The sequence below is a fragment of the Hyphomicrobium sp. genome (assembly GCF_041659645.1).
GTDB lineage: Bacteria > Pseudomonadota > Alphaproteobacteria > Rhizobiales > Hyphomicrobiaceae > Hyphomicrobium_B.
This window is the reverse complement of sequence record NZ_JBAZXX010000002.1, coordinates 118,058-142,267: the sequence shown is the minus strand read 5'-3', so window position 1 is coordinate 142,267 and position 24,210 is coordinate 118,058. Positions and strand designations below refer to the sequence as shown.

At 60.2% G+C, this 24,210-nt stretch carries 12 protein-coding genes; 6 read left to right on the top strand and 6 right to left on the bottom strand.

Going from position 1 to position 24,210, the window contains the following annotated elements:
- Positions 1-225 precede the first annotated feature (225 nt).
- From WC811_RS05845 to WC811_RS05830, 4 genes are all read left to right on the top strand, one after another.
- The gene (locus WC811_RS05845; RefSeq protein ID WP_372641979.1) at positions 226-1,620 is read left to right on the top strand and encodes a UDP-glucose/GDP-mannose dehydrogenase family protein; all 1,395 of its coding nucleotides are present in this window, start codon (positions 226-228) and stop codon (positions 1,618-1,620) included.
- 821 nt (positions 1,621-2,441) lie between these two features.
- Positions 2,442-8,720: an amino acid adenylation domain-containing protein gene (locus WC811_RS05840; protein WP_372641977.1), complete on the top strand. Its 6,279-nt coding sequence runs from the start codon at positions 2,442-2,444 to the stop codon at positions 8,718-8,720.
- Positions 8,717-9,376, top strand: coding sequence for a serine aminopeptidase domain-containing protein (locus WC811_RS05835; protein WP_372641975.1), 660 nt, complete (start codon positions 8,717-8,719; stop codon positions 9,374-9,376). Before WC811_RS05840 ends, WC811_RS05835 begins: the two co-directional genes overlap by 4 nt.
- Positions 9,376-10,284, top strand: a complete 909-nt coding sequence (locus WC811_RS05830; RefSeq protein ID WP_372641973.1) for an alpha/beta fold hydrolase — start codon at positions 9,376-9,378, stop codon at positions 10,282-10,284. Before WC811_RS05835 ends, WC811_RS05830 begins: the two co-directional genes overlap by 1 nt.
- A 42-nt stretch (positions 10,285-10,326) precedes the next feature.
- Here WC811_RS05830 and WC811_RS05825 read toward each other — a convergent pair whose 3' ends face one another.
- The 4 genes from WC811_RS05825 to WC811_RS05810 all read right to left on the bottom strand — a co-directional run bounded on the left by WC811_RS05825 (position 10,327) and on the right by WC811_RS05810 (position 19,572).
- Positions 10,327-11,775, bottom strand: a complete 1,449-nt coding sequence (locus WC811_RS05825) for an oligosaccharide flippase family protein (protein WP_372641971.1) — start codon at positions 11,773-11,775, stop codon at positions 10,327-10,329.
- A 198-nt stretch (positions 11,776-11,973) separates the two neighbouring features.
- Positions 11,974-15,096 (bottom strand): efflux RND transporter permease subunit, encoded by a 3,123-nt coding sequence (locus WC811_RS05820; protein WP_372641969.1) that lies wholly within the window; start codon positions 15,094-15,096, stop codon positions 11,974-11,976.
- Positions 15,097-15,100: 4 nt separating this feature from the next.
- Entirely contained in the window at positions 15,101-18,250 is a 3,150-nt protein-coding gene (locus WC811_RS05815; RefSeq protein ID WP_372641967.1) for an efflux RND transporter permease subunit, read from the bottom strand.
- The gene (locus WC811_RS05810) at positions 18,247-19,572 is read right to left on the bottom strand and encodes an efflux RND transporter periplasmic adaptor subunit (protein WP_372641965.1); all 1,326 of its coding nucleotides are present in this window, start codon (positions 19,570-19,572) and stop codon (positions 18,247-18,249) included. The genes WC811_RS05815 and WC811_RS05810 overlap by 4 nt, the downstream gene beginning before the upstream one ends.
- A 419-nt stretch (positions 19,573-19,991) precedes the next feature.
- Between WC811_RS05810 and WC811_RS05805 the strand changes: the two genes are divergently transcribed.
- Positions 19,992-21,950 (top strand): putative bifunctional diguanylate cyclase/phosphodiesterase, encoded by a 1,959-nt coding sequence (locus WC811_RS05805; RefSeq protein WP_372641964.1) that lies wholly within the window; start codon positions 19,992-19,994, stop codon positions 21,948-21,950.
- An 18-nt stretch (positions 21,951-21,968) separates the two neighbouring features.
- On the opposite strand, the gene msrB is transcribed toward WC811_RS05805, so the two are convergent.
- Together msrB and sfsA are read right to left on the bottom strand one after the other, a co-directional pair.
- Positions 21,969-22,466, bottom strand: a complete 498-nt coding sequence (gene msrB, locus WC811_RS05800) for a peptide-methionine (R)-S-oxide reductase MsrB (RefSeq protein ID WP_372641962.1) — start codon at positions 22,464-22,466, stop codon at positions 21,969-21,971.
- A gap of 106 nt (positions 22,467-22,572) precedes the next feature.
- On the bottom strand, positions 22,573-23,292 hold the full coding sequence (gene sfsA / locus WC811_RS05795) for a DNA/RNA nuclease SfsA (RefSeq protein WP_372641960.1): 720 nt from the start codon (positions 23,290-23,292) through the stop codon (positions 22,573-22,575).
- Between the two features lie 104 nt (positions 23,293-23,396).
- On the opposite strand from sfsA, the gene WC811_RS05790 reads away from it, so the two are divergent.
- Positions 23,397-24,128, top strand: coding sequence for a competence/damage-inducible protein A (locus WC811_RS05790; RefSeq protein WP_372641958.1), 732 nt, complete (start codon positions 23,397-23,399; stop codon positions 24,126-24,128).
- The last annotated feature ends 82 nt before the right edge of the window (positions 24,129-24,210 follow it).

Here is a 24,210-nt window from a genome sequence, read left to right as displayed (position 1 = left end):
AGTTTTCGTGTTGCAAGCCACTGGGTGGGTTCACGAGCCGGATAAGCCGCTGCCCACGCCGCACGGCTTCGAAGAAAGAAGCAATTTTAACTAATAATATCTTCGAGCCACTGAATATTTTCCGCTCGATCTATCTTATGAGCCGGCGATATTCAGTGCCGTGAATGTACGGCGCGCCTCGCCTGATAGTCGATTTATTCCAGCGGTCGAGAGGGATCGGAAAACATGAAGATTTGCATGATTGGCGCAGGCTATGTTGGGCTTGTCTCAGCCGCGTGCTTTTCGGATTTCGGCTGGACTGTGACTTGCGTCGATAAAGACCCAGATCGCCTGGCGGACTTGAGGGCCGGGCGCTCGCCGATATATGAACCGGGCCTCGATGCGCTCATGGAGCGCAATATCAAGGCGGGCCGCCTTCTGTTCACTGACGAACTCGGTCCCGCTGTCGCCGACGCCGATGTCGTCTTCGTGGCTGTTGGAACGCCGATGCGGCGCGGCGACGGTTATGCCGACCTTTCGTACGTATATACCGCCGTTGAAGAGGCGGCGCCGCATCTCAGAGGCTTTACTGTCGTCACCACCAAGTCGACGGTGCCGGTCGGTACGAGCCGCGAGATCGAGCGTCGGTTGAAGGCGAAGCGGCCGGATGCCGACGTTGCGGTCTGCTCCAATCCGGAATTCTTACGCGAAGGGTCCGCCATCCAGGACTTTACCCATCCCGATCGCGTTCTTGTCGGCACGGACGATGAGCGAGCACGCGAGGTGCTGGGGCGTCTATATAAGCCGCTTGCACTCCGCGGCTCGCCAGTGATGTTCGTCGAGCGTGAATCGGCGGAACTGGCGAAATACGCGGCGAATGCGTTTCTTGCGCTCAAGATTAGCTTCATCAACGAGATATCAGATCTTTGCGAGAGCCTTGGTGCCAATGTGCAGGAGGTCGCCTCCGCCATCGGCAAAGACCGGCGCATCGGCGATAAGTTCCTGCATCCGGGCCCCGGTTACGGCGGTTCGTGCTTCCCTAAAGACGTGTCGGCTCTCATCCGCACGGCGCGGGAAGCGAGATCGCCGGTGTCCATCATCGAACAGGTCGAACGCGTCAACCATGAGCGCAAGCTCGCGATGGCCATCCGGGTCGTAGAGGCGGCGGGCGGCTCCGTTCGCAACAAGACGATCGCCGTACTCGGTCTCACTTTCAAACCGAACACGGACGACATGCGCGATGCGCCGAGCCTCGTCATCGTGCCGATGCTGCAAGAGCGCGGCGCAATCATCCAGGCTTGCGATCCGCAGGGACGCCGTCAGGCGGAGCCCCTCCTTCCTGGCATCGTCTGGTGCGATGGCGCCAATGAAGCCGCTGATGGGGCGGACATGCTTGTCGTGATTACCGAGTGGAACGAGTTCCGGGCTCTCGATCTCGCGGCCATAAAGGCCCGCATGGCTGGAAAAACCATTGTCGATCTGCGAAACGTTTTCGACGCCGATATCGTGCGCGGACTAGGTTTCAGCTATTCGGGCATCGGCCGCGGCGACGCCGGCACCTCAATGGTCGGGCAGAAGCCTCCTCGTGACCAAACACAAAATCAATCCGGCAGTTCCGCAATAGCTCCTAGCGTGGCTTGATTGGTTCGGTTTAATCGGCTTCGCGTTTCGACCCTGCCGGATACCCAATCCGGCAAGGCGACCTGAATCAGTCGGCGGATCTCGCAGCGGCCGTCGACTACGGCGCGGGCGCCTATAAGTGATTTCTCTTTCCCAAGAGATGAGCATATCGCGGATGCGGTATGGCGGAATTCAACCAGCTGGTTAATACCACACTACGGCATGCTGGCCGAACCATCTGCGATAGGCGCAGAGGGAGGCTCGGTTTTCGATTGGCCGCCCTTCGTGGGAATCGGAGAAACACTTTCGTCGCTGCAGTGCTTAAGCGTGTGCGCTTCTTTAGCGGTAATTAATCAATCCCCTGACTTTGTGTTAATTCGGCTTCTGCCAGTCGCCGCAGAGCCTTTGATCGCGGCCGAGCCAAGATACCTCATCTAAAATCAATATTTTTTTTACGGATGGAATTTAACGATGGGGGTTCGTCTATACAATCTTATGCGTTTCGTTAGTTGCTTAGTTTTGGGGGACGCACCGGCGTTTGGACAGGTGAACAGATCGATCACCGCGGGAGCCGGCGGCCCAGAAGCTTGCCGCTCGATCCAAGCCGGGTGGACGTCAGGCACCCGCAAGCTTGAACGGCGGCAGTTCCGGCTTTGTAGGCGTCGCCTCGGATGCACAATGATAATCGCCAACGGCAGTCGCTTCGTCACGCTCGTCGGACAGTTAGAATGGGCGCCGCTCCGGCAACGAAGCATCGTCATGCGCCGATGAATACCGATCAGCCCGCGCCAAATGAAATGTTGCCGGACCACTGCGCGCAGGAATGCGGCGGTGTTGGAGAAATGCCGCTTTCTCAAGCGCAATTGAGTTTCTGGCTTGCCCAGATACTTGATCGCGACGACCCTGCATTCAATATCGGCGAATGCGTCGAGATCCATGGCGCGATCGATCCGCAACGATTTGAGCTGGCGTTACGCCAAGTCGTCGAGGAGAGCGACGCGCTTCATCTCCGAATTTTCGAGACCGACAATGGGCCTCGTCAATTTTTCAAATACGATCCAGATTGGGAATTGGCGCATCTCGACTTCAGCTCGGCGGCGAATCCCGTCGAGGTGGCGAACGCATGGATGCAAAAAGATATGGCCCGTACATTCCGGATGGATGACGGACCCCTTTATCGCTTCGCGCTGCTGAAGATTTCGCCCGATCGTTACTTCTGGTACGCGGTCAATCATCACATCATCAATGACGGCGTCGGCTGGCGGCTTGTAGTCCTCAGAGTGGCTTCCGCCTACACGGCGATGATGAAAGGAACACCCGTCGAAGACCAAACCGGCGGCTCGTGGCGAGAGCTGTTAGCCGAGGAACTGGCCTACAAAAGCTCGGATCATTATGGACGTGATAGAAAATACTGGACCGAGCTACTTGCCGATCTGCCACAACGCGTCACGCTATCGGGAAAGCCAGCGCGCAGACCGCTAGGATTCATCAAGCACGTAGGCTGGATTCCGCATTCGCTCGATTTGGACGCCGCCGGCCGGCGCCACGAGGCGAGTGCTGCTGCGGCTCTCGTGGCGGCTGCCGCGATCTATCTGCATCGCATGACCGGCGCCCGTGAGATGATGATCGCCACTCCGGTCGGCGCTCGGGTGGGGTCGAAGATGCGGTCGATCGTTGGAATGACGGCGAACGCTGTGCCATTGAGAATGGCGGTTTCCCCCGACGACCGAATTGCCGACGTCGTCGAGCGAGCCGCTCGAGGCGTGCGCGCGGCCTTGCGCCATCAGCGCTATCGATATGAGGACATGCGGCGTGATCTTGGTCTCGGGCCGCGGGACGGCGAGATCGCAGGCACCGCTGTCAATTTCACCCCGCACGACGACATCATGTTCGGCGATGCGGCGATTGTTCGAAACCCGCTTGGCAATTGGTGGGTGGAAGACCTTCAGATTGTGTTCTACGGAGGCGATCATCCCTTGGGATTGCGCATCGATTTAATTGCCAATCCCGCATGCTATCAGCCGGACGATCTCGCACAACATTGCGATCGCTTCATCGAACTCTTATCCCAAATCGCTGTTCTACCGGTGGACACGCCGATCGCTCGAGTGCAGGGTTTATCACCGGCCGAACGTCAGCGGGTCCTTTACGATTGGAATGCGACGGACGCCGATTACCCGTCGGATCGATGCATCCACGAACTCGTCGAAGAGCAGGTTACGAAGACCCCCGAAGCGGTCGCGGTTGTCTTCGAGGATGTGAAAGTCAGCTACTCCGAGTTGAACGCGAGAGCCAACCGACTGGCGCACTGGCTGATTGCCGAGGGAGTGAAGCCGGACGAGCGCGTGGCGATAGCGTTGATGCGTGGCGTCGAGATGGTGGTGGCACTTCTGGCGACACTGAAGGCTGGAGGCGCATATGTACCGCTCGACCCGGCATATCCGGTAGAGCGGCTCCAGTTCATGTTGCAGGATAGTGCACCGCGTGTGCTGCTGACGCAGGAGTCAGTGCTGCCTGGGCTGGGCGAGATACCGGCAGGTCTTTCCGTGCTTTCGATGGATGACGCAGAGGAGACATGGCAAGACTATTCCTCGTTAAACCCTGATCCGCGGGCCATGGGGCTGACGTCATCCAACCTCGCCTACGTGATCTATACCTCCGGCTCAACCGGGCAACCGAAAGGAGTAGACGGGCTGCATCGCGGATTGGTCAACCGATTGGCTTGGATGGCCACGACATTTCCTTTTGAAGATTCCGGTCCCGCACTTATCAAAACGTCGCCCGCATTTATTGACGGTATCACGGAATTGTTCAGTCCGCTGATTTGCGGAGTAACCGCCGTGCTTGCCGATCCTAAAGCCGGACGCAGTCCAGCCGCCATTGTCGAGATGGTGAAGCGCTATGCTATCGGCCGTTTGACCGTTGTTCCAAGCCTGCTCGCAACAATTTTGGAAGAGGGGGATCGCCCGCGGCTCGGGACTTGCAAATTCTGGATCACGAGCGGCGCGACTTTGCCGACATCATTGGCTCGTCGCTTCTATGAATTGCTTCCCAACGCACGCCTCTTGAATCTCTATGGCACCTCGGAAGCCAGCGGCGACAGCCTGTTTTCGGTTTGCACGCCCGACGACGTCCCCATTGGCCAGCCGATCTGGAACACCCAGGCCTACGTGCTGGACGAGGAAATGCAGCCGGTGCCGGTCGGCGCTGCCGGCCTCCTTTATCTTGCCGGCGTTGGCTTGGCCGCCGGCTACCATGGAAAACCAGATCTTACAGCCGACGTCTTTTCGTCGAATCCATTCGGTCCGCCAGCCAGCCGAATGTACAGGACCGGCGATCTCGCTCGCTGGCGGTCCAATGGCACACTCGAATTCCTCGGACGGAGGGACGATCAAGTCAAACTGAACGGCATACGCATCGAATTAGGCGAGATCGAAGAGGCGCTTCGCGCGCAAAGCGGAGTGAGCGATGTCGCCGTCGCGGTGCTCGAGGAGGGGCCAGACAGCAAGCGCCTCGTGGCTTTCATTGTGTGTGATCCATCCGGTTTGCCAGTGGAGAAGTCCGCGATCCGTGCAGGCCTTGCGAAGCGGTTGCCGAACGCCTTCATCCCGTCGGCTTTTATCGTGCTGCCAAAGCTGCCGCGGTTGCCTAACGGCAAGCTCGATCGTCGCACACTCGCTGAGTCAGATATCGCGTCCGGGGCCTATAAGCCGACCACCGCTCCTTTGCATACGCCGACCGAATTCGCTCTCGCGGAAATCTGGTCGGACATTCTGCGTCGGCCTGTGACCGACAGAGCTGCCGATTACTTTGAGCTTGGCGGCGATTCCCTGCGCGCCACGATCTTGCTGACTCGAATACAACGAGCCTTCGGCCTCGACCTTCCGCTCAAAGAGGTGTTCGAGACGCCGACGCTCGAGGCTCTCGCGAGTCGCGTCGATGCTGCAGCGAAAGAGAGCCGCTGCTCTTCGCCGGTGCCCGCCATTCAACGCTTTGCCGACGATCGTCCGGCCCCATTGTCATTCTCGCAACATCGCATGTGGCTGATCCAATCGCTCGATCCCGGCAATACCGCCTACAACATGGCAGGCGCAACGAAGCTCACCGGAACTCTTGACGCGGCTGCACTTTCTCGGGCCATCGACGAATTGCGCTACCGTCACGAAATTTTGCGGACAACATATGACGTGATTGACGACGAAGTTGTTCAGCGCGTTCAGCAATGGGAAAGCGAACCCCTCAAGATCGTCGATCTGACAGATGAACCTGACCCCGAAAAGGAGGCGGTCCGGCGGATAAGCGCTCTCGCACAAACGCCGGTTGATCTGGCGTCGGGGCCGGTGTTCAACTGTACTCTGATGCGCATCGGTCAGGATGAGCATATCCTTCAGACGACAGTACATCATATTGCGGGCGACCAATGGTCGTTCGGAGTGCTCGCGCGCGAGGTTGCTTCGCTTTACAACGCGGCACGAAGCCGGCGCCCCGCCGGTCTGCCGGCGGCGCAGATCCGATACCGCGACTTTGCGAGCTGGCAGAGGAATTGGCTCGAGAGCCCCGAAATGATGTCGCAGTTACAATACTGGCGTCGCACCCTCGACAGTGTGCCGCCCCTGAACTTGCCGACCGACCGACAGCGTCAGCGGCTTCCGACTCTCAGAGGAACGTATTGCCAGTCAAGCGTTCCCGCCACGCTACTCGAGAAACTCGAACAACTCGGACGCCGTGAGTCGACCACGTTGTTCATGACGATGTTCGCAGGCTTCGCGGTCCTGCTTCATCGCCTCGCCGGCCAGAACGACATCCCCATCGGCGTGCCATTCGCCAACCGCACGCACAGCGCGGTGGAAAACGTCGTCGGCACGTTCGTGAACACCCTGGTGCTGCGCGTCGATCTTTCCGGTGATCCCACATTCAGCGAGCTGCTCGGTCGGGTGCGGACAACCGCTTTGGATTCCTTCGCTCATCAAGACATGCCCTTCGACAAGCTTGTGCAGGAGATCTCCTATTCGCGTGACACGAGTAGGGCGCCATTGGTGCAAGTCCTGTTCAATATGCTGAACGCCCCCATGTACGGCATCGAGCTAGACGGAATCCAATGGGAACCTGTTTTGATCGATCGGGGTGGCGCGCAGTTCGAAATCAGCCTCTCGGTCGATCCTCAGGTCACTCACACTGTCACGGTCGAGTACAATATGGATCTGTTCGAGCGGGCCACGATCGAGCGCTTTATAGAGCGCTACCTTTGCCTGCTGGAAGGCGCCATAGCGGATCCCGGAAAAAGACTTTCCGAACTCGATATCCTGTCGCCCAGCGAGCGGCGATTGATGCTGCACACATGGAATGCCACGAGTGTACCGCCGCCGCCCCGGCCATTCATCGCGATGTTCGAGGAGCGCGCGGCGCAATTGAGCGATGCAGTAGCGGTGACGTTTGAGGGCAACTCGCTGACCTACGGAGAACTAAATTCGCGTGCCAGCGCCATGGCGCTGGAACTCAGGGCGTCGGGAGTCGGACGTGGATCGACTGTCGGCGTTTGCCTTGAGCGTTCGTTGGCCATGCTTGTCTCGCTTCTCGCGGTTCAGAAATCGGGGGGCGCCTATGTGCCACTCGACCCAAAGCTTCCTCCTCAGCGCCTGGAGTATATGGTCTCCGACAGCGGTCTTAGGCTGGTCGTCGCGACTGCGGAGACTACTCGAAAGCTTGATCTGCCACCGGACGTAAAGGTTATGGAGGTCGGGGCCTCGGCGGCGGAAGGGCTGGCCGACGCACCCGATTCCGGATATCTCCCTTCAGCGTCCGATCCCGCCTATATCATTTACACCTCTGGCTCGACCGGAAAACCTAAGGGCGTAGTTGTTTCGCATGGCTCGCTATCGAACTTCCTTTGCTCGATGCAAAAGGAACCCGGCCTCGCAGCGACGGATGTCTTGGCGGCGGTCACGACCATATCGTTCGATATCGCCGGTCTTGAGCTGTATCTTCCGCTCCTGACCGGAGCCCGCATAGAGCTCGTACCGTCGGCAACATCAAGCGACGGCTTTGCGCTGTCGCAACTGCTTCTCGCGAGCGGCGCTACCGTGATGCAGGCAACGCCGGCCACATGGCGGATGCTCTTGGACGCGGGATGGCAGGGTGGCGCCCATTTTCGCACTTTCTGCGGCGGCGAGGCACTATCACGGGAACTCGCCGATCCTCTGCTTGAGCGTGTCGGCGAACTCTGGAACCTCTATGGGCCAACCGAGACGACGATATGGTCGACGGCTTGTCGGATCAGTCCGGGCGACGCTCCGATCAGCGTCGGTAAGCCGATCGACAACACGCGCGTTTATGTGCTCGACGGCGATACTCCGGCGCCGATCGGTATCGCCGGAGAGATCTGCATTGGCGGCGATGGCGTTGCGGTGGGTTACCGCGGGCTGCCGGAACTGACCGCCGAACGGTTTCAGGCGGATCCGTTTATCAAGGACAGCTACGCTCGCATCTATCGCACGGGTGATCTCGGGCGCTGGGGCACGGATGGCCTGCTGTACCACATGGGCCGCATAGATCATCAGGTCAAGGTTCGCGGGTTTCGCATCGAGCCGGGTGAGATCGAGACGACGATCCACGCGCATCCTTCGGTCCGGGAGGCGGTGGTCGTTGCCCACGAGGCCGCGTCAGCCGACACGCGGCTCGTTGCATACGTGGCATATGAAAATGGCGCCGAGCCGACAGCCAGCGACATGCGCCGCCACCTTCGCCAGACCCTGCCGGATTACATGGTTCCCTCGCTAATTGTCGCGCTGGACAGCCTGCCGCTCACGCCGAACGGAAAGATCGACCGCAGTCAGCTCCCCGATCCTTTCGCGAGCACCTCCGAAGCATCTACCGTCGGCGAGGAGCCGGCACCTGGCATGGAAACGATTATCGCCGATCTGTGGCGCGAAATTCTTAAGCTCGACAGAGTAGGTGCGGAGGACAATTTTTTCGATCTGGGCGGTTATTCGCTCTTGGCCCTGCGCGTTGTTACACAGATCGAGAAGCGAACCGGAGCCCGCATGGACCCTCGAGTTTTATTTTTCCAGAACTTGCGCCAAATTGCGGCCGGGCTCGATGACATCAAGGTCCGCGACTCATGACACCGTTCCATTTCGGGAGCTTGGAAAGGCGCTTATTCGGTGTCTACGATCCCGCCCACAACGTCGGCCGCGCGTTGCGTGCGGCCGTGGTATGTTATCCTTCGGGCGATGAGCAGATCCACGCGCACCGAACTCTGAGGCAGCTTGCGACGCGAATGTCCCAGACAGGCATTCATGTTCTACGGTTCGACTATCACGGTACGGGTGATTCTTACGGCGAGACGAGCGATGGTGACACGGCCGGCTGGTGCAGCGATATCGAGACCGCCATTGCCGAGCTGAAGGACATGACGGGGGCGGCCAAAGTGTCATTGGTAGGACTGAGACTAGGAGCAAATTTGGCGGCACACGTCGCGGCAGCGCGCCCGGATGACATCGATAAACTCGTCCTCTGGGAGCCGCTCGACGTTGAAGAACATCTCCGCGCCGATGGCGAAAAGGATGCCGATTCGTGTCGCATCGATCTGTCGTCGGTCACCGTCGGCCTGCCGATGCGCACGTTGGTCATGCTGACTGAACGGGCCAGACGTCAGGCCGGATTCGGAGAGCTGCGCGTGGAAAAGCTCGTGAGCGTGTCGCCCTGGATCGAAGAACGCACGGTCACCGGGACAATCCCTGTGGACGCGATTCAACACATCGTGAATTGGCTGAACTGATGGCTAGCATCGCCGAGCAAGCTCTCCTGTTTGGCCGATCGAAGTCGCTCGTCGGCGTCCTTGCGCGCGCCTCGTCCGAGCCGCCGGCCAGCCGGCCTACAGTTGTCATTCTGAACAGCGGGATCGTTCATCGGGTCGGACATCACCGGATGTACGTAACGATGGCTCGGCAGCTCGCGGCCGCCGGCTATAACGTCTTGCGCTTCGATTTTTCCGGCATCGGTGACAGCCCTAGCCGGGGCGGCGACCTCAGTCCGATCGCCAACTTCCAGATGGATATTGCCGAGGCGCTCGATTGGCTTGAGGCTTCGTGCGGGGCGAGCAACTTTGTCCTCGTCGGCCTGTGTTCTGGGGCGGATACGGCTCTTCAGTATGGACACTCCGATAAACGTGTCGTCGGACTCGTGCTGCTGGACCCGACGATCCCGCCGACTGCGCGTTTCTATCTCCACTATATAGGCCAACGGTTGATCCGCCTGCGTAGCTGGCTCTCGTTCGCGCGCGGGCGCGGTCGGATCTGGCAGGACATGGTTGAGCGTATGAGTTTGGCCGTCGCGGGGAAACGCTCCGGAAGCCGAACGAGCCTGATTGACCCCGGGATGCGCGGCCAGCTTGAGCGAGTGTACGCGTCCTTGGGCGCACGCGGCGCTAGACTACTCGTCGTACTGACCGGCGACGCGTCACAGGGACGTCAAAGCTACCGTGAGCAATTGCTCGATGCATTTCCAAATGTTCCGTTCGAGGACAAATTGTGCCTGGAGCATTTCCGGAGTTCGGACCACACTTTCACTTCGGACGCCGACCGCGAGAGGCTGAACGAACTCGTGCTTACGTGGATCGGCGCGACGCCATTCGGTCTGTCAGCATCTTCCGCGAACGTCGGTGCTGGGGACACAAACGTCGCCTAGATCCGCGCAGGCCGTCTGATCATTCGCAGCTTCCACGCCGGGCTAGCGCCGGAAGAACGACAGCCGGACCAGAGCAGTGGCCGCTTGAACGAGTTCGCTCCAAAGCGAATGCCCAGTCGCGGAGAGCGCAATGATCCACCCCGCGCCGCCGAGCGCAACCGCAACGACTGCGCCGGCCAACGGCATATCGGACCGAAAGGCAAGAGACATGATGATCGGGCCAATGGCGGCAGCCAAGGTTACGACGCCGCTCCGCGCGAGGACGGCTCCGAGTTCGCTCCAGCGAAATTCGATCCTGCCGCGCACGGCTAACAGCGACATGCCCGCGTTTACCGGCATCGCCGCCAGCATGCTCAGCGCCGCCGCATGCAATCCGTATCCTGCCGTGAGCGCGAGTGCCGTGGTCGTTACGATGGTTTGCAGCACGAGCAGCCGCGGCAGGATATGAACGCCGCTCGCTGCAACAAGAATCGGAAATTGCAGAACAATGGGCACGGCAAGCATCAGCGCCGGACTGAGGATGCGAACCAGGGGGACTGCATCGAGCCATTGGCGTCCGAGCACCAGAGCGACGACCGGCTGCGCCAGCAGCGCAAGCATCACCATGATGGGCCAATACACGACTGTGATGGCAGATATTGCCGCGAGATAGGCACCCTTCAAATCGCCACCCTCGCGTGACTGTCGCGAAAGCTCGGGCAACGCGACCGCGCCGACCGCGGCCAAAACCAGTCGCTCTGGAAACATGCACAGAAGCACGGCACGATGCCCGATCGCCAATTCTGCTGCGCTGAGCAGTCTGCCGAAGATCAGCAGCGGCGCGGCTTCGGCGAGCATGCCGAGAATGGCCGACGTGCTGCTGTATGCCCCAAATCTGACGACGCTTCGCCAATCGCTGAGCGAGGGCTTGTAGATCGAAAAGTCACGATGAACGATAAAGCACAGCAATGTGCCGACGATGGCGGATGCGACGCCTGCCCAGGCGAAGCTATTCGCACCAAACCCCGCAAGGGCAAGAACGACGGCCACCGCCGCTCCAACAAAGGCCGAAGCGCAATTGACGACGGCTAGCCGGTCAAACGCCATGTTTCGGCTCATGAGCGCCTGCTGCGGATGAAAGAAAGGTCCGAGCAGAAAGCCGAGGATGGCAATGAACAGGAAGGGCGCGAGCGCCGGCATCTCGAAAAAATGGGCCAGCGGTTCTGCCAACAGAGCAAGCACGACAGCGACAGTGAATGTCACCAAGAAGTTAACGGTCGTCGTTGACCGGATTTTCCCATGCGTCAAATCGTGTTCGCGGATGAGGAAGGTGCCACCCGCCAGTTCTCTGATCGCCTCGGCCACACCCACAATCGCGCCGCTCAGCGCGGAGATTCCGTACTCGGCAGGCGTGAGCAAGCGCGCAAGTACTAACGTAGCCGTGAAGCCAATGGCAATGTTGAGGTATTGTGCGACCGATGCCCATGCGACCGCGCGGCGAAGGCTGCTCATTTCGTTCCTTAGCCTGGGTGGGCGCTAATCGGCTTACCATCTATAGCGGTGCAAAGTTGCCGCCCGCGCCTAGCGGCAATCAAGGTCGTAACTCAAGCGGGCTCGAGAGATCATGTCAGCGCTGTCTGAAAATTAGCTGAATGGCGGCGGCGGTGACACAGGTGCCACTCAGCCGAGGCCAGGACTTCAGCGGACGGATCAGCCGTGTTCCGCTGCCGGGACGGCCGATGTGCCCCTTCCGCCGCCGCGCGAAAACCTAACTTTGAGCTTCTCCAGCAGCAGATAAATGACCGGCGTCGTGTAGAGCGTCAGGATCTGTGACACGACGAGGCCACCGATGATGGTGATGCCGAGTGGCCGGCGCAACTCCGAACCCGGCCCGATTGCAACCGCGAGCGGGATCGCTCCGAGGAGCGCCGCAAGCGTCGTCATCAAAATGGGGCGGAACCGCTGCAGGCATGCGTCGTAGATCGCATCGTGCGGCGAGAGTCCAAGCTCGCGTTCGGCGTTGATCGCGAAATCGACGAGCATGATGCCGTTTTTCTTCACGATGCCGATCAGCAGAATGACGCCGATGAGCGCAATCAACGAAAGATCCATATGCGCTATCTGCAACGCGAGCAGCGCGCCGAGCCCCGCGGATGGCAGCGTCGAGATGATCGTCAGCGGATGCACGAGGCTTTCATAGAGAATGCCGAGCACGAGATAGATAGAAACGAGCGCGGCTACGATGAGCAGCGTTTGCGCGCGCGCTTGTTCCGCGAAGGCTTTGGCATCGCCAGCCGGTTCGGCGCGGATCGATTCCGGCATGTGCAACTTCTGAAGAGTCTGATCGATCGCCTGGAGACTCGTGTCGATGCTGACACCAGGCTTCAAGCTGTAGTTGATCGTAACCGCGGGAAACGGCCCCTGGTGATTGACGACGAGCGGCGCGATGCCCTGCGTGAGCGTGACGACGCTCGAAAGCGGGACCTGCCGCGTGCCGTCGATGGTCGGCACATAGATGCGCGACAAATCCTTCGGCTGGCCCTGTAGATTCGGATCGACCTCGATCACGACTTTGTACTGATTGCGGTCGGTATAGATTGTCGAGAACTGCGTTTGCGAAAAGGCATTCGATAGCGCGGTGTCGATATCGGCGATCGCAACGTTAAGGCGCGAAGCGACGTCCCTGTTGATGTCGACGTTGAGCTGAAGGCCACCCGCCTCTCGGTCTGAGCTGACGTCCACGACGCCCGGAATTGCCCGGACGGCTGAGAGCGCTTTCGGCGCCCAGTCGTAAAGGTCGTCGGCGTTGAGCGACCAGAGCGTATATTGATAGTCGGCTTTGCCCGAGCGCGCTCCCGCGCGGATATCGCGTGACGGCATCAGGCGCGTCGCGAGCCCGACGATTTTGTTGAGCGGCTTTCTCAGTCTGTCGATGACTTCCGCTGTCGCAACATTACCGCGCTCGCTGAGCGGCTTGAGACTGATGAACATGCGGCCTTGGTTTTGGGTCGGATTGAATCCGCCCGCCCCCATCGATGAGCCGACATTGTCGACGGCAGGATCGGCGAGGATCACCCTCAGCGACCGGTCTTGAAGCGTTTTCATTTCGGCGAACGAAACGTCCGGATTGGCTTCGGTCGCCGCGATGATCAGCCCGGTATCGTCATCCGGTAGAAAGCCCTTCGGCAACACAGCATAGAAATGGACCGTCAGAATGATCGTTGCGATGAAGACGCTTAGCATGACAAGTTGATTGCGCAGCGCGATCCGGAGCGTGAAGGCATAAGACCGCACGATGAGGCTCAGAGCGCCCTCAAAAATGCGGTCTGCGAGATTGCGATGCTCTTCGGCGCCGGCCTTGATAAAATGTGCGCAAATCATCGGCGTGACTGTCAGCGAGACGATGGCCGAAATGGCGATGGCGAATGTGAGCGTCATCGCGAATTCGTGCAACAGCCGTCCGGCAATGCCTGACATGAATAGTACAGGGATGAATGCGGCGATGAGAGAGACTGAGATGGAAAGGACCGTGAAGCCGATCTGGCGGGAGCCTTCGAGCGCGGCCGCCAGCGGTTTCATGCCCTTTTCCATATTGCGGTAAACGTTTTCGATCATCACGATTGCGTCGTCGACGACGAAGCCGACGGCGACCGCGAGTGCCATCAATGTGAGATTGTTGATGGAGTATCCGGCAATCCACATCGCCGCGCACGTCCCGGCAAGCGACAGAGGCACTGTTATGCCCGCGGCGATGGTCGGTGTTGCGCGTCTGAGGAAGACGAACACAACCGACATGACGAGCAGGATCGTCAATCCCAGGGTGAACTGCATATCGTGCACCGAAGCGCGGATCGTCGTCGTGCGGTCGGAGAGGATTGAGATGTCGATGCCAGCCGGAATCCATTCCTTAAGCTGGGGCAAAATGGCCTTCACGCGATCAACCGTGTCGATCACGTTTGCCTCAGGCGTCTTTGTGATGATGAGGAGCACCGCTGGCGCCGTGCCGAACCTCGCCAGTGAGCGCGCATTTCGCGTCCCATTGATCACCTTGGCAACATTGCCGACCTTAACGACATCGCCGTTCGGCATGTTCTTGACGACGATGTCCTCGTAATCCTCCGGTTCTGTCATTTGCGAGTTGGATTGCAGGATGATCGTCCTGTTCTCGGAGTCGATCGAGCCGATTGGCGACAAGTCGTTGGCAGCCGAGACGGCATTTTTGACATCGTCAAAACTGACGCCCATCTGCGAGACGAGCGTTGGGTCGACCTGGATACGTGTTGCGGGTTGGTCAGCGCCGCTCACATTGACGTCAGCGACGCCTTCCACCTGCGAAATGCGCTGCCCGAGGATCGTATCCGCCGTGTCATAGATGTCACTCGTCGTCATCGTCTTGGATGTCAGCGCCAGAATGAGGATTGGAGCCGCCGACGGATTATATTTGCGGTACGTCGGCACCTGCGGAAGATCACCCGGCAGATCGGCGGTCGCGCTGTTGAGGCCAGCCTGCACGTCCCGCGCCGCGCCATCGATGTTGCGATTGAGATCGAATTGCATCGTGATCGAAGCCGAACCGAGAGAACTGGTCGACGTCATTTCCGTTACGCCGGCGATTTCACCGAGGCGGCGCTCGAGCGGGGAGGCGACGCTGGCAGCCATCGTCGCCGGATCGGCACCCGGACGCGTCGCCATGATGCGTATCGTCGGAATTTCGATCGCAGGCATGCTGGCGACCGGTAGAACGACATAGGCCACCGCGCCGACGAGGAACAGGCCGACAGCGAGAAGCGCCGTGCCGATGGGTCTTTCGATGAAGATGCGAGAGACGTTCATCGGCCTACTCCGCAGCCTCGCGGTTGCCAGTCATCGGCCCCGGCTGCTGCGCGGCGGATTGGGTTATCGGCTCGCCGTTGGCATCGAGTGCCCGGCCGCCGCCGAGGCGCGCCCTGAGCCGTTCCATCGCGAGATAGATCACCGGCGTCGTGTAGAGTGTCAGCAGTTGGCTGAGCAGCAAACCGCCGACAATCGTAATGCCGAGCGGGTTCCTGAGTTCCGATCCTGTGCCGCTTTCGAGAGCCAGCGGCAGCGCGCCGAAGAGCGCGGCCAGCGTGGTCATCATGATCGGACGGAAGCGAAGAAGCGCCGCTTCCTTGATCGAATCCCTCGGCGAAAGTCCGCGCTCGCGCTCCGCTTCAAGTGCGAAGTCGATCATCATGATGGCGTTCTTCTTGACGATGCCCATCAACAGGATGATGCCGATCAGCGCGACGAACGACAGATCGTTGCCGGTGAGTTCCAGCGCGAGCGCCGCGCCGATGCCGGCGGAGGGCAGCGTCGTCAAAATCGTGAAGGGGTGGATGAGGCTTTCGTACAGCACTCCGAGCACGATATAGATGGTCACGATCGCCGCCAGGAGAAGCCACGGTTGATTCTGGAGCGACTTCGAAAATTCGGCCGCATCGCCGTAGAATGTCCCCGACACTGTCGGTGGAAGATCGATTGATGTTTTCGCAGCGTCGATCGCCGCCAACGCGTCACTCAATGATGCATTCGGCGCCAGGTTGAAGCTGATCGTGATGGCCGGGAACTGATCCTGGTGGCTGATCGCGAGCGGCGCAGTCTCGTACTTGACCGTTGCGACCGCCGTCAGCAACACGGGCGTCCCGGCCGTGGTTGAAGCGACATAAAGTCGGTTCAAGCGTGACGGATCGCTTCGATATTCGGGCGCGGCCTCAAGCACGACGCGATATTGGTTCGCCTGCTCGTAGATGGTCGAGACTTGCCGCTGACCGAAGGCATTGCTCAGGGCGTCGTTGACGGCCTGCATCGTTACCCCGAGACGGCCCGCCATCACGCGATCGACGTCGACGCGCGCAACAAGGCCGCCGTCGACTTCCTCGGTCGCGACGTCCCGCAGGAAATGCGACGACTCGAGCGCGCCGGCCATCTTCTTCGACCACTCGGCGACTTCGTCTCTGTCGGTGCTGGCGAGCGTATATTGATATCGCGCGCGGCTCGACTGCGTCGAAATTTGCACGTCCTGAACCGGCTGGAAGTAGACGATCGTCCCCGGAATCTCCTTCACAGCGTGCTTCAGGCGCTGGATCACCGCGATGACGTTCGACTTCCGTTCGTCGCGCGGCTTCAGCATGATCTTGAGGCTGCCCGCATTTTGCGTCGCGTTGAGCTGGCCGATGCCGACGATCGAGGCGACGCCGGAAACGTCGGGATCTTTCGCAACGATCGCCGCCACATCTTTCTGCATCCGCGTCATTTCGGTGAAGGAAATCTGCGGTGCCCCTTCGACGACGGCGGTGATGGCACCGGTATCTTGATCGGGCAGGAACCCTTTCGGCATAATCACGTAAAGCCAGATCGTGATCGCGAAAGTCATGAGCGCAACCAGCAGCGTCGCGCCCTGGTGCCGGAACACGAATTCGAGCGAACGCCCGTAGGCGCCAATCACGCGTTCGATGAAGCGGCCGATGAGTCCCGACTTTTCGTCATGACCCTCGCGCAAAAGTTTCGAGCACATCATCGGCGTCAGCGTCAGCGAGACAATGGCGGAAACGACGACGGCAATCGTCAGCGTCAGCGCGAATTCGCGGAACATGCGCCCGACGAGACCGGTCATGAAGAGCAGCGGGATGAACACGGCGATGAGCGACAGCGTCAACGAAATGACCGTGAAGCCGATCTCGCGGGCGCCATCGAGCGCTGCCTTCATCGGCTTCTCGCCCTTCTCGATGTGGCGCACGACGTTCTCGATCATGACGATCGCATCGTCGACCACGAAGCCGGTGCCGATCGTCAGCGCCATCAGTGACAGGTTGTCGAGACTGAAACCGCAGAAATACATGACGCCGAACGTGGCAATGAGCGAGACCGGCAGCGCCACGCCCGCGATGATCGTCGCGCGGATCGAGCGCAGAAACAGCAACACGACCATGACGACCAGCCCGACACTCAACACGAGCGTGAACTGCACATCGTGAACGGAGGCTTCGATGGTGCCGGTACGATCGCTCACGATCATCAGGTTGATGCCGGCGGGCATGGAGCGCTCGACGCGGGGCAACTCGTTTTTGATCCGGTCGACGGTATCTATGACGTTGGCGCCGGGCTGCCGCTGAACATCGACGATGACGGCCGGCTTGCCATTATACCAGCCGCCGACGCGGGTGTTCTCCAACCCCTCGCTGACCTTCGCGACGTCCTTGATCCGCACCGGCGCGTCGTTCCGGTAGGCAATGACGACGTCCTCGTAGATCTTCGGCTCGATGATCTGGTCGTTCGCTGCAATCGTAAAAGATTGCTTCACGCCATCGATCGAGCCTTTGGGGCCGGAGACATTGGCGGTGGCGATGGCGGCGCTGAGATCGGCCATGCTGAGGCCGTAGCTCGCAAGCCGCGAGACATCGGCATCAACGCGCACGGCCGGCTTGATGCCGCCTTCGATCGAGACGTGCCCGACGCCCGAGACGGATGACAGGCGCTGCGCCAGAAGGGTATCGGCAAGATCGGAAAGCGATCTGAGCGACTGCGTCTCGGACGTCAGCGCCAGCGTTATGATGGGTGTGTCGGCTGGATTGACCTTCGAATAGGTCGGCGGATAGGGCAGGTTCTTCGGCAGGGTCGAGCCGGCGGCATTGATCGCGGCCTGCACGTCCTGCGCGGCGGCGTCGATGTCTCGATCGAGGTTGAACTGCAGCGTGATGCGGCTCAAGCTGAACGAGCTCGTTGACGACATCGAAGCCAGCGACTGGATTTGCCCGAATTGGCGTTCGAGCGACGCCGTGACCAGCGTCGACATTGTGTCGGGGCTCGCGCCCGGCAGCTCAGTCGTGACCTCGACGGTCGGGAAATCGACCTGGGGTAACGACGAGATCGGCAGCGTAAAGTAGCCGAGCAGACCGCCGAGGATGGTGGCGACCGCGAGCAGGGATGTCGCGATCGGCCGCTCGATAAAGGGACCGGAAACGCTCATGGCGATGCGCCGTTATCCCGATTGTGATGGTGATGTTTACCTGTGCGCTTGACGTCTTCCGCGGTCGAGCCCGTAACCAGCGCGGCGGCTTCCGTTGCGCCCTGCGCGTTCTTGTCTAACGAGGTCGACTTTTTGCCTTCGGGCGAACTCTTGCGGTGAGGTTTTACGTCCGCGGGTGCGGAGGTGCCGTCGCTGACCGAGACCGTCGCGCCGTCCTTGAGGCGGCCGAACCCGCTCGTCACGACCTTCTCTCCGGCCGCCAAGCCATCGGCGATGACGGCATATTTATCGTCCTGCCGTGTAATCTTGACAGTCCGCATCTGCACGGTGTTGTCGGCGGCGACGATGAAGACGTAGGTTCCATCCGGCCCGCGCTGGACCGCTTCGGTGGGAGCCACGATGACGCCCTTGAGCGTATCGACGAGCAGCCGCACGTTGACGAACTGGCCTGGCCAAAGCTGGCGCTTGTCGTTCGGGAATTCAGCCTTGAGGCGGATTGTGCCTGTCTGCGCGTCGACCTGGTTGTCGATGACCTTCAACGTCCCGGCGTCGAGTTCGGTCTGGCTGTTGGTCGAAAGGGCCTGGGCCGAAAGCAAACCGCCCTCGAGCGCCTTTGTCAGCGTCGGCAATTCTTGCTGCGGCAGCGTGAAGAGCGCGGTGATGGGCTGCACCTGCGTGATGACGACGATGCCGCCGGTATCGCCCGCGTGCACGAGATTGCCTTCGTCTACCAGCCGGATGCCCGTCCGGCCATCGAACGGCGCGACGATCGTCGTATAGCCGAGGATGGCCTGAGCGTTCTCGATTGAAGCGACGTCGGACTTGACCTGAGCTTCCTGCTGTTTGATTAGCGCGACCTGCGTATCGATCTGCTGTTGGGAAATGGCGAGCGTTCCGACCTTCTGGAAGCGTTCGAGATCGTGCTTGGTATTGGCGAGCAGAGCTTCGTCGAGGGCTTTCTTGGCGATCGCCTGATCGAGCTGCGCCTGATAGGTCGCCGGATCGATTTTGGCGAGCAGATCGCCCCGTTTGACGTCCTGGCCTTCTTTGAAATTGACGCTCAGCAGGCGGCCATCGACCTGGGCGCGGATTGTTGCGGTATTCAGCGCTTTGACCGAGCCGACGCCTTCCAGATAGACGGGAACGTCAGCCGTTTCCGCGTCTTTCGCGATGACCGACACCGGCCCGCCGAAGCCGCCGTTTCGCGCACGCCGCCCTTCCGCCGCCCCATCAGGCGCGTTGCTGCCGTGCATCGTATAATAAACGCCGCCCGCTATCGCTCCGATAACGACGACCGTAGAAACCCACCGCAGCAGTGCCATCGTGTCTCTTTTCAGCTTTCGTCAGAACCCCAGATGCCTCCGCAACTCGTGGCGCGCCGAAGTTCAGTCCCAAACACACGCAGAAGGAAACGTACCGTTCTGCGAAATCCGTTGCCCTAGCAAGTGATGCTTCTGCACCAGCGAAGGCGCTTCGGATTAGCCGCCCGGAATGGCCGGAACATGCCATCCGGTCCGGCGCGCCGGGGGAGCAGCGCTTAAAATCCGAAATCGTGCGATATTATACTTAAAATAAGCATATGTGTCGTAAATCCACGCCTGGCCGCCAACGGAGACCGATGGCTGACCCCTCTAGTTCGAATGGCTAGCCAAAGCGTCACGAAAAACCACGCGCGGCGCATCGGATCGTTAACGGCTAGGGCTCTAATTTGGCCCGTCGCGACCGGCACTGAGGCGATAGAGTGAAATTATCGAACAACTACGGCGGCTGGAATTGGTCGTCCGCTCATAGAGATCAGCTCGCGAGCGTTGCCCGGGCCACACCCGCCGCAATGGCTGGGTATGCGATCAACGTAGCGTTGGCAACGATCGCCTTTCGCGATGCCATTCCGCTTTCCCAACTCGCCCTCTGGACGATCTGCTCGCTGGCTCTCTGTGGTTATGTCGGCATCCGCTCGCTCCGAAACCGTCGAGCCGTACCCGAAATACCTGCCGGCAAAAAAGCGCCCCTTCGGCCGGCGCGTAACGCCCTTCTGTTCAGCACCCTGCTGGCGCTTCCCTGGAGCATACTCGGAACGGCGTGGTCCGGCTCGGTCGGCGACAATGAAGTCATCCTGATTGCCCTTCTTGTCGGCATGGCCGCGAGCGGCAGCGTGCTCCTCGCCCCAATTCCCTCCGCCGCCACCCTCTACGCGGCGACGATCCTCGTTCCCTTGGTTTTCAAGTGCCTGTTCTTCTCGCCCGCCAATCATCTCATTCTCGGCGCGTTGGCCCTTAGCTACCTTGTGTTCCTCGTCGGTCTCATCGCCTCAAGCGCCCGGATTTTTGCCGAGCGCGTCGAGGCCGTCGAAAAGCTGAAGGAGACTGTCGACGCGTTGGTGTCTGCACGCGAAGAAACCGAACGCACTGCCATGACCGACGGCTTGACCGGCGTCGCCAACCGTCGCGCCTTCATGGCCCGGCTGGATATGCTAGGCCGCAGCAAGGTGCAGCCGCCGGAATATGGCGTCTTCTATATCGATCTCGACCGCTTCAAAGGCGTCAACGATGCTCTCGGCCACGCCGCTGGCGACGCCGTGCTTCGCATAGCAGCGTCACGCATCGCGACGACGGTACGGGAAGGAGACCTCGTCGCCCGGCTTGGCGGCGATGAATTCGCGGTTGTCGCCCACGATATTCCGGGCCGCGCCACGGCAAATGCGCTCGCGGAGCGGCTTGTTTCGGTCTTGTGCGAGCCGTTCTTCCTCGAAGGCCAACGCATCCAGGTCAGCGCCTGCGTCGGCGTATCGATAGCGTCCGAGAGCGACGCCGAGGGCGATCTGCTTTTGAAGCAGGCGGATCTCGCGATGTACGCGGGCAAGTCGGAAGGCCGCAATTCCCACCGCATCTTCGAAACCCAGATGCTGCGCTCCGCTGAAGAGCGGCAGGCCGTCGAACTCGGGTTGCGGAGCGCGATCGCGAAGAACGAGCTGGAGCTTCACTTCCAGCCGATCCGGCGGCTTCTCAAAGAGAGCATCACCGGGTTCGAGTGCCTCATCCGCTGGCATCATCCGCAGCGCGGCATGCTGCCTCCAGCGCAATTCTTGAGCGTTGCCGACGAGATCGGCATGGCCAACGAGATCGGCGGCTGGGTCATTGGCGAGGCCTGCGCCCAGGCTGCAAAGTGGCCGTCCGATATTACAGTCGGTATCAATCTTTCGCCGCTCCAGATCGCGTCCGACGACGTCGCTCATCGCGTCGAACTGGCGCTTCGCGCGTCGGGCCTCGAAGCCAACAGACTCGAAATCGAAATTACGGAAAGCAGCCTGCTACAGAACGACCCGATGACGCTCAATCAGCTCAGGAGGCTGAAGGAGCTCGGAGTCTCTATCGCACTCGATGATTTCGGAACGGGATTTTCCTCGTTGAGCTATCTCGTCAGTTTCCCGCTTGATCGCATCAAGATCGATCGCCTGTTCGTCAGCCAGCTCGGACGATCGCGGGAAAGCGACATCATCGTGCGTTCGATTTCGCAGCTTGCGAAAAACCTGAATTGCACGGTCGTCGCCGAAGGCATCGAGACGGACGAGCAACTCCAAAGGTTGCGCGCCCTGCATGTCGGCTATGGCCAAGGCTACCTGCTCGGCAGGCCACTTCCGGCCAACGAAGCGACCGAGCTTCTCGCTTCGGGCAAGAGATCAACTCTCGCCCAAAGCGCTTGAGATGGGCCGACCGTCAGATCACGCCACTTTAGGGGTGAACTTCAGCGCCACGCCGTTCATGCAATAGCGCAGCCCCGTGGGTTTCGGGCCATCTTCGAAGACGTGCCCGAGATGTCCGCCGCACCGGTGGCAATGAACTTCCGTGCGCGTCATGAAATAGCTGGTATCGGTCGTCGTGCCGATGGCGTTATCCAGCGGTTTCCAGAAGCTCGGCCAGCCGGTGCCGCTGTGATATTTTGTGTCGGACGAAAAGACCGCCAGCGAGCATCCGGCGCAAAGATATGTGCCTGCCGCATCGTTCGCATCGAGCGGCGAAGTGCCCGCGCGTTCCGTGCCTTGTTTGCGCAGAACATCGTACTGTTCCGGCGTCAGCTCTTTCTTCCACTCAGCGTCTGATTTCGTAACCTCGAACTTATCGGTCGCCGCTTCGGCCGCAAATCCGGTAGCCGACTTCAGCGCAGCCGCGCCGCCCGCCAGGGCAAGCCCCAGCCTCGAAAAATCGCGCCGTGAATACATGTGCCGTCACCTTAGGTTTCGTTTCCTTGCCGGCGCCCTAAACGCCGTCTGCAGGAGAGTACGTTGCCTCTCTCTTGTTCGTTTCAGCCGTTGACCGGCCGTCTCATTAAAGATCCGCAATCTCGATGCGGTTCGCAACCGTGATTTCTGTAGGGCTGAGTTGGCATTTATAGCAAAGCATTTCGACGCCTGCGGCGGCGGATTTCGCAAAAGCTGCGGCGTATGCCGGGTCTATGTCACCCGCGAGCCTGAAGCTCTCGGCGTCGCTGCGCTGCACAAGAAAAACCATGACGGCGCGATGACCTTCGCCGACCATGTTGGCAAGTTCGCGGAGATGTTTGGCGCCGCGTTCGGTCTTGCTGTCAGGGAATTCCGCGACGCCGCTTTCGCGCATCAGATGTACGTTCTTGACTTCGACATAGCAGTCGCGCTTGTCCCGCCCGCCCGACAAAAGCACGTCGATCCGGCTGTTGAGCCCGTATTTGACCTCGCGGCGAAGCGTTGAATATCCCGAAAGCTCCTCGATCGTCCCGCCCTCGATGGCCTCCGTCACGAGTGCATTGGGCCGTCCGCTATTGATGCCGACGAGATGCGGCCCAGTTCCAAGGTCGGCCTCGATCATTTCCCAGGTATGGCGATATTTGCGTGTCGGGCTGTCGCTTTCCGATAGCCACACCTTTGAACCGGGCATCGTCAGCCCGAGCATCGATCCGGTATTCGGGCAGCTTGCGGTAACGGTGACGCCGCCCGCGGTCGTAACGTCCGCGAGAAAGCGCTTGTAGCGCTGGATGAGAATGCCGGGAATGAGTGAATGAGCAAATTTCATGCGCAACGCCATATCGGCGTTCGGCGGCGCGCGGCAAGTATTTTCGTTGCGTGTCGGGCGGTGCTATGACAGCGCCGCAGCGAATTCAAACGGTGAGCGGAACCTTGACTGAAGAACGGATTGTGACGGCGGCTCTGCTGGTCATCGGCGACGAAATCCTGTCGGGACGGACGAAGGACCGGAACATCGGTACTGTCGCCGAGCACCTGACGAATATCGGCGTCCGTCTGAAGGAAGTGCGCGTCGTGCCTGACGAAGAGAGTGAGATTGTCTTGGCCGTCAATGCGCTGCGCGCACGCTTCACGTATGTATTCACGACGGGCGGCATCGGCCCGACCCACGACGACATCACGGCAGATAGCATCGGCAAGGCCTTCGGCATCCCGGTCGGCATCGATGCGCGGGCTGAAAAGATCCTTCGCGATTACTACGACGCCAAGGGCTTGGAGGTGACGCCAGCGCGTCTGCGTATGGCGCGGCTTCCGGCCGACGCCGAATTGATCGACAATCCGGTATCTGTGGCGCCTGGATTTCGCGTCGCCAATGTCATCGTTATGGCGGGCGTCCCGAACATCATGCAGGCGATGCTCGAAGGCGTCACGCCGAGCCTCGAAACCGGCGCCAAGCTTTTGTCGGTGACTATTCCTGTCGATCGTCCGGAAAGTGAGATCGCGGAAATCCTATCCGCGCATCAGCAGCGCTTTTCCGACGTGGCGATGGGAAGCTATCCGTTGCTGCGCAATGGCCGCCACGCATCCGATCTGGTATTGCGCTGCTCCGATCCCGCGCGCCTCGAAGAGGCGGCCCTCACGCTGAAAGCTGCGCTGTCTCTTTAGAGGCTGCGGCTGTTGCGCGGTTGCGGACGCCGCCGTCTTCCGACCGATCCCATCTGAGCGCAGAAATCGATGCAGCGTCCGG

Excerpts from the sequence above, each read along its gene's own strand:
- WC811_RS05845 (WP_372641979.1), top strand. The coding sequence starts at position 226 with ATGAAGATTTGCATGATTGGCGCAGGCTATGTTGGGCTTGTCTCAGCC.
- WC811_RS05840 (WP_372641977.1), top strand. The coding sequence starts at position 2,442 with ATGCCGCTTTCTCAAGCGCAATTGAGTTTCTGGCTTGCCCAGATACTT.
- WC811_RS05835 (WP_372641975.1), top strand. The coding sequence starts at position 8,717 with ATGACACCGTTCCATTTCGGGAGCTTGGAAAGGCGCTTATTCGGTGTC.
- WC811_RS05830 (WP_372641973.1), top strand. The coding sequence starts at position 9,376 with ATGGCTAGCATCGCCGAGCAAGCTCTCCTGTTTGGCCGATCGAAGTCG.
- WC811_RS05825 (WP_372641971.1), bottom strand. The coding sequence starts at position 11,775 with ATGAGCAGCCTTCGCCGCGCGGTCGCATGGGCATCGGTCGCACAATAC.
- WC811_RS05820 (WP_372641969.1), bottom strand. The coding sequence starts at position 15,096 with ATGAACGTCTCTCGCATCTTCATCGAAAGACCCATCGGCACGGCGCTT.
- WC811_RS05815 (WP_372641967.1), bottom strand. The coding sequence starts at position 18,250 with ATGAGCGTTTCCGGTCCCTTTATCGAGCGGCCGATCGCGACATCCCTG.
- WC811_RS05810 (WP_372641965.1), bottom strand. The coding sequence starts at position 19,572 with ATGGCACTGCTGCGGTGGGTTTCTACGGTCGTCGTTATCGGAGCGATA.
- msrB (WP_372641962.1), bottom strand. The coding sequence starts at position 22,466 with ATGTATTCACGGCGCGATTTTTCGAGGCTGGGGCTTGCCCTGGCGGGC.
- sfsA (WP_372641960.1), bottom strand. The coding sequence starts at position 23,292 with ATGAAATTTGCTCATTCACTCATTCCCGGCATTCTCATCCAGCGCTAC.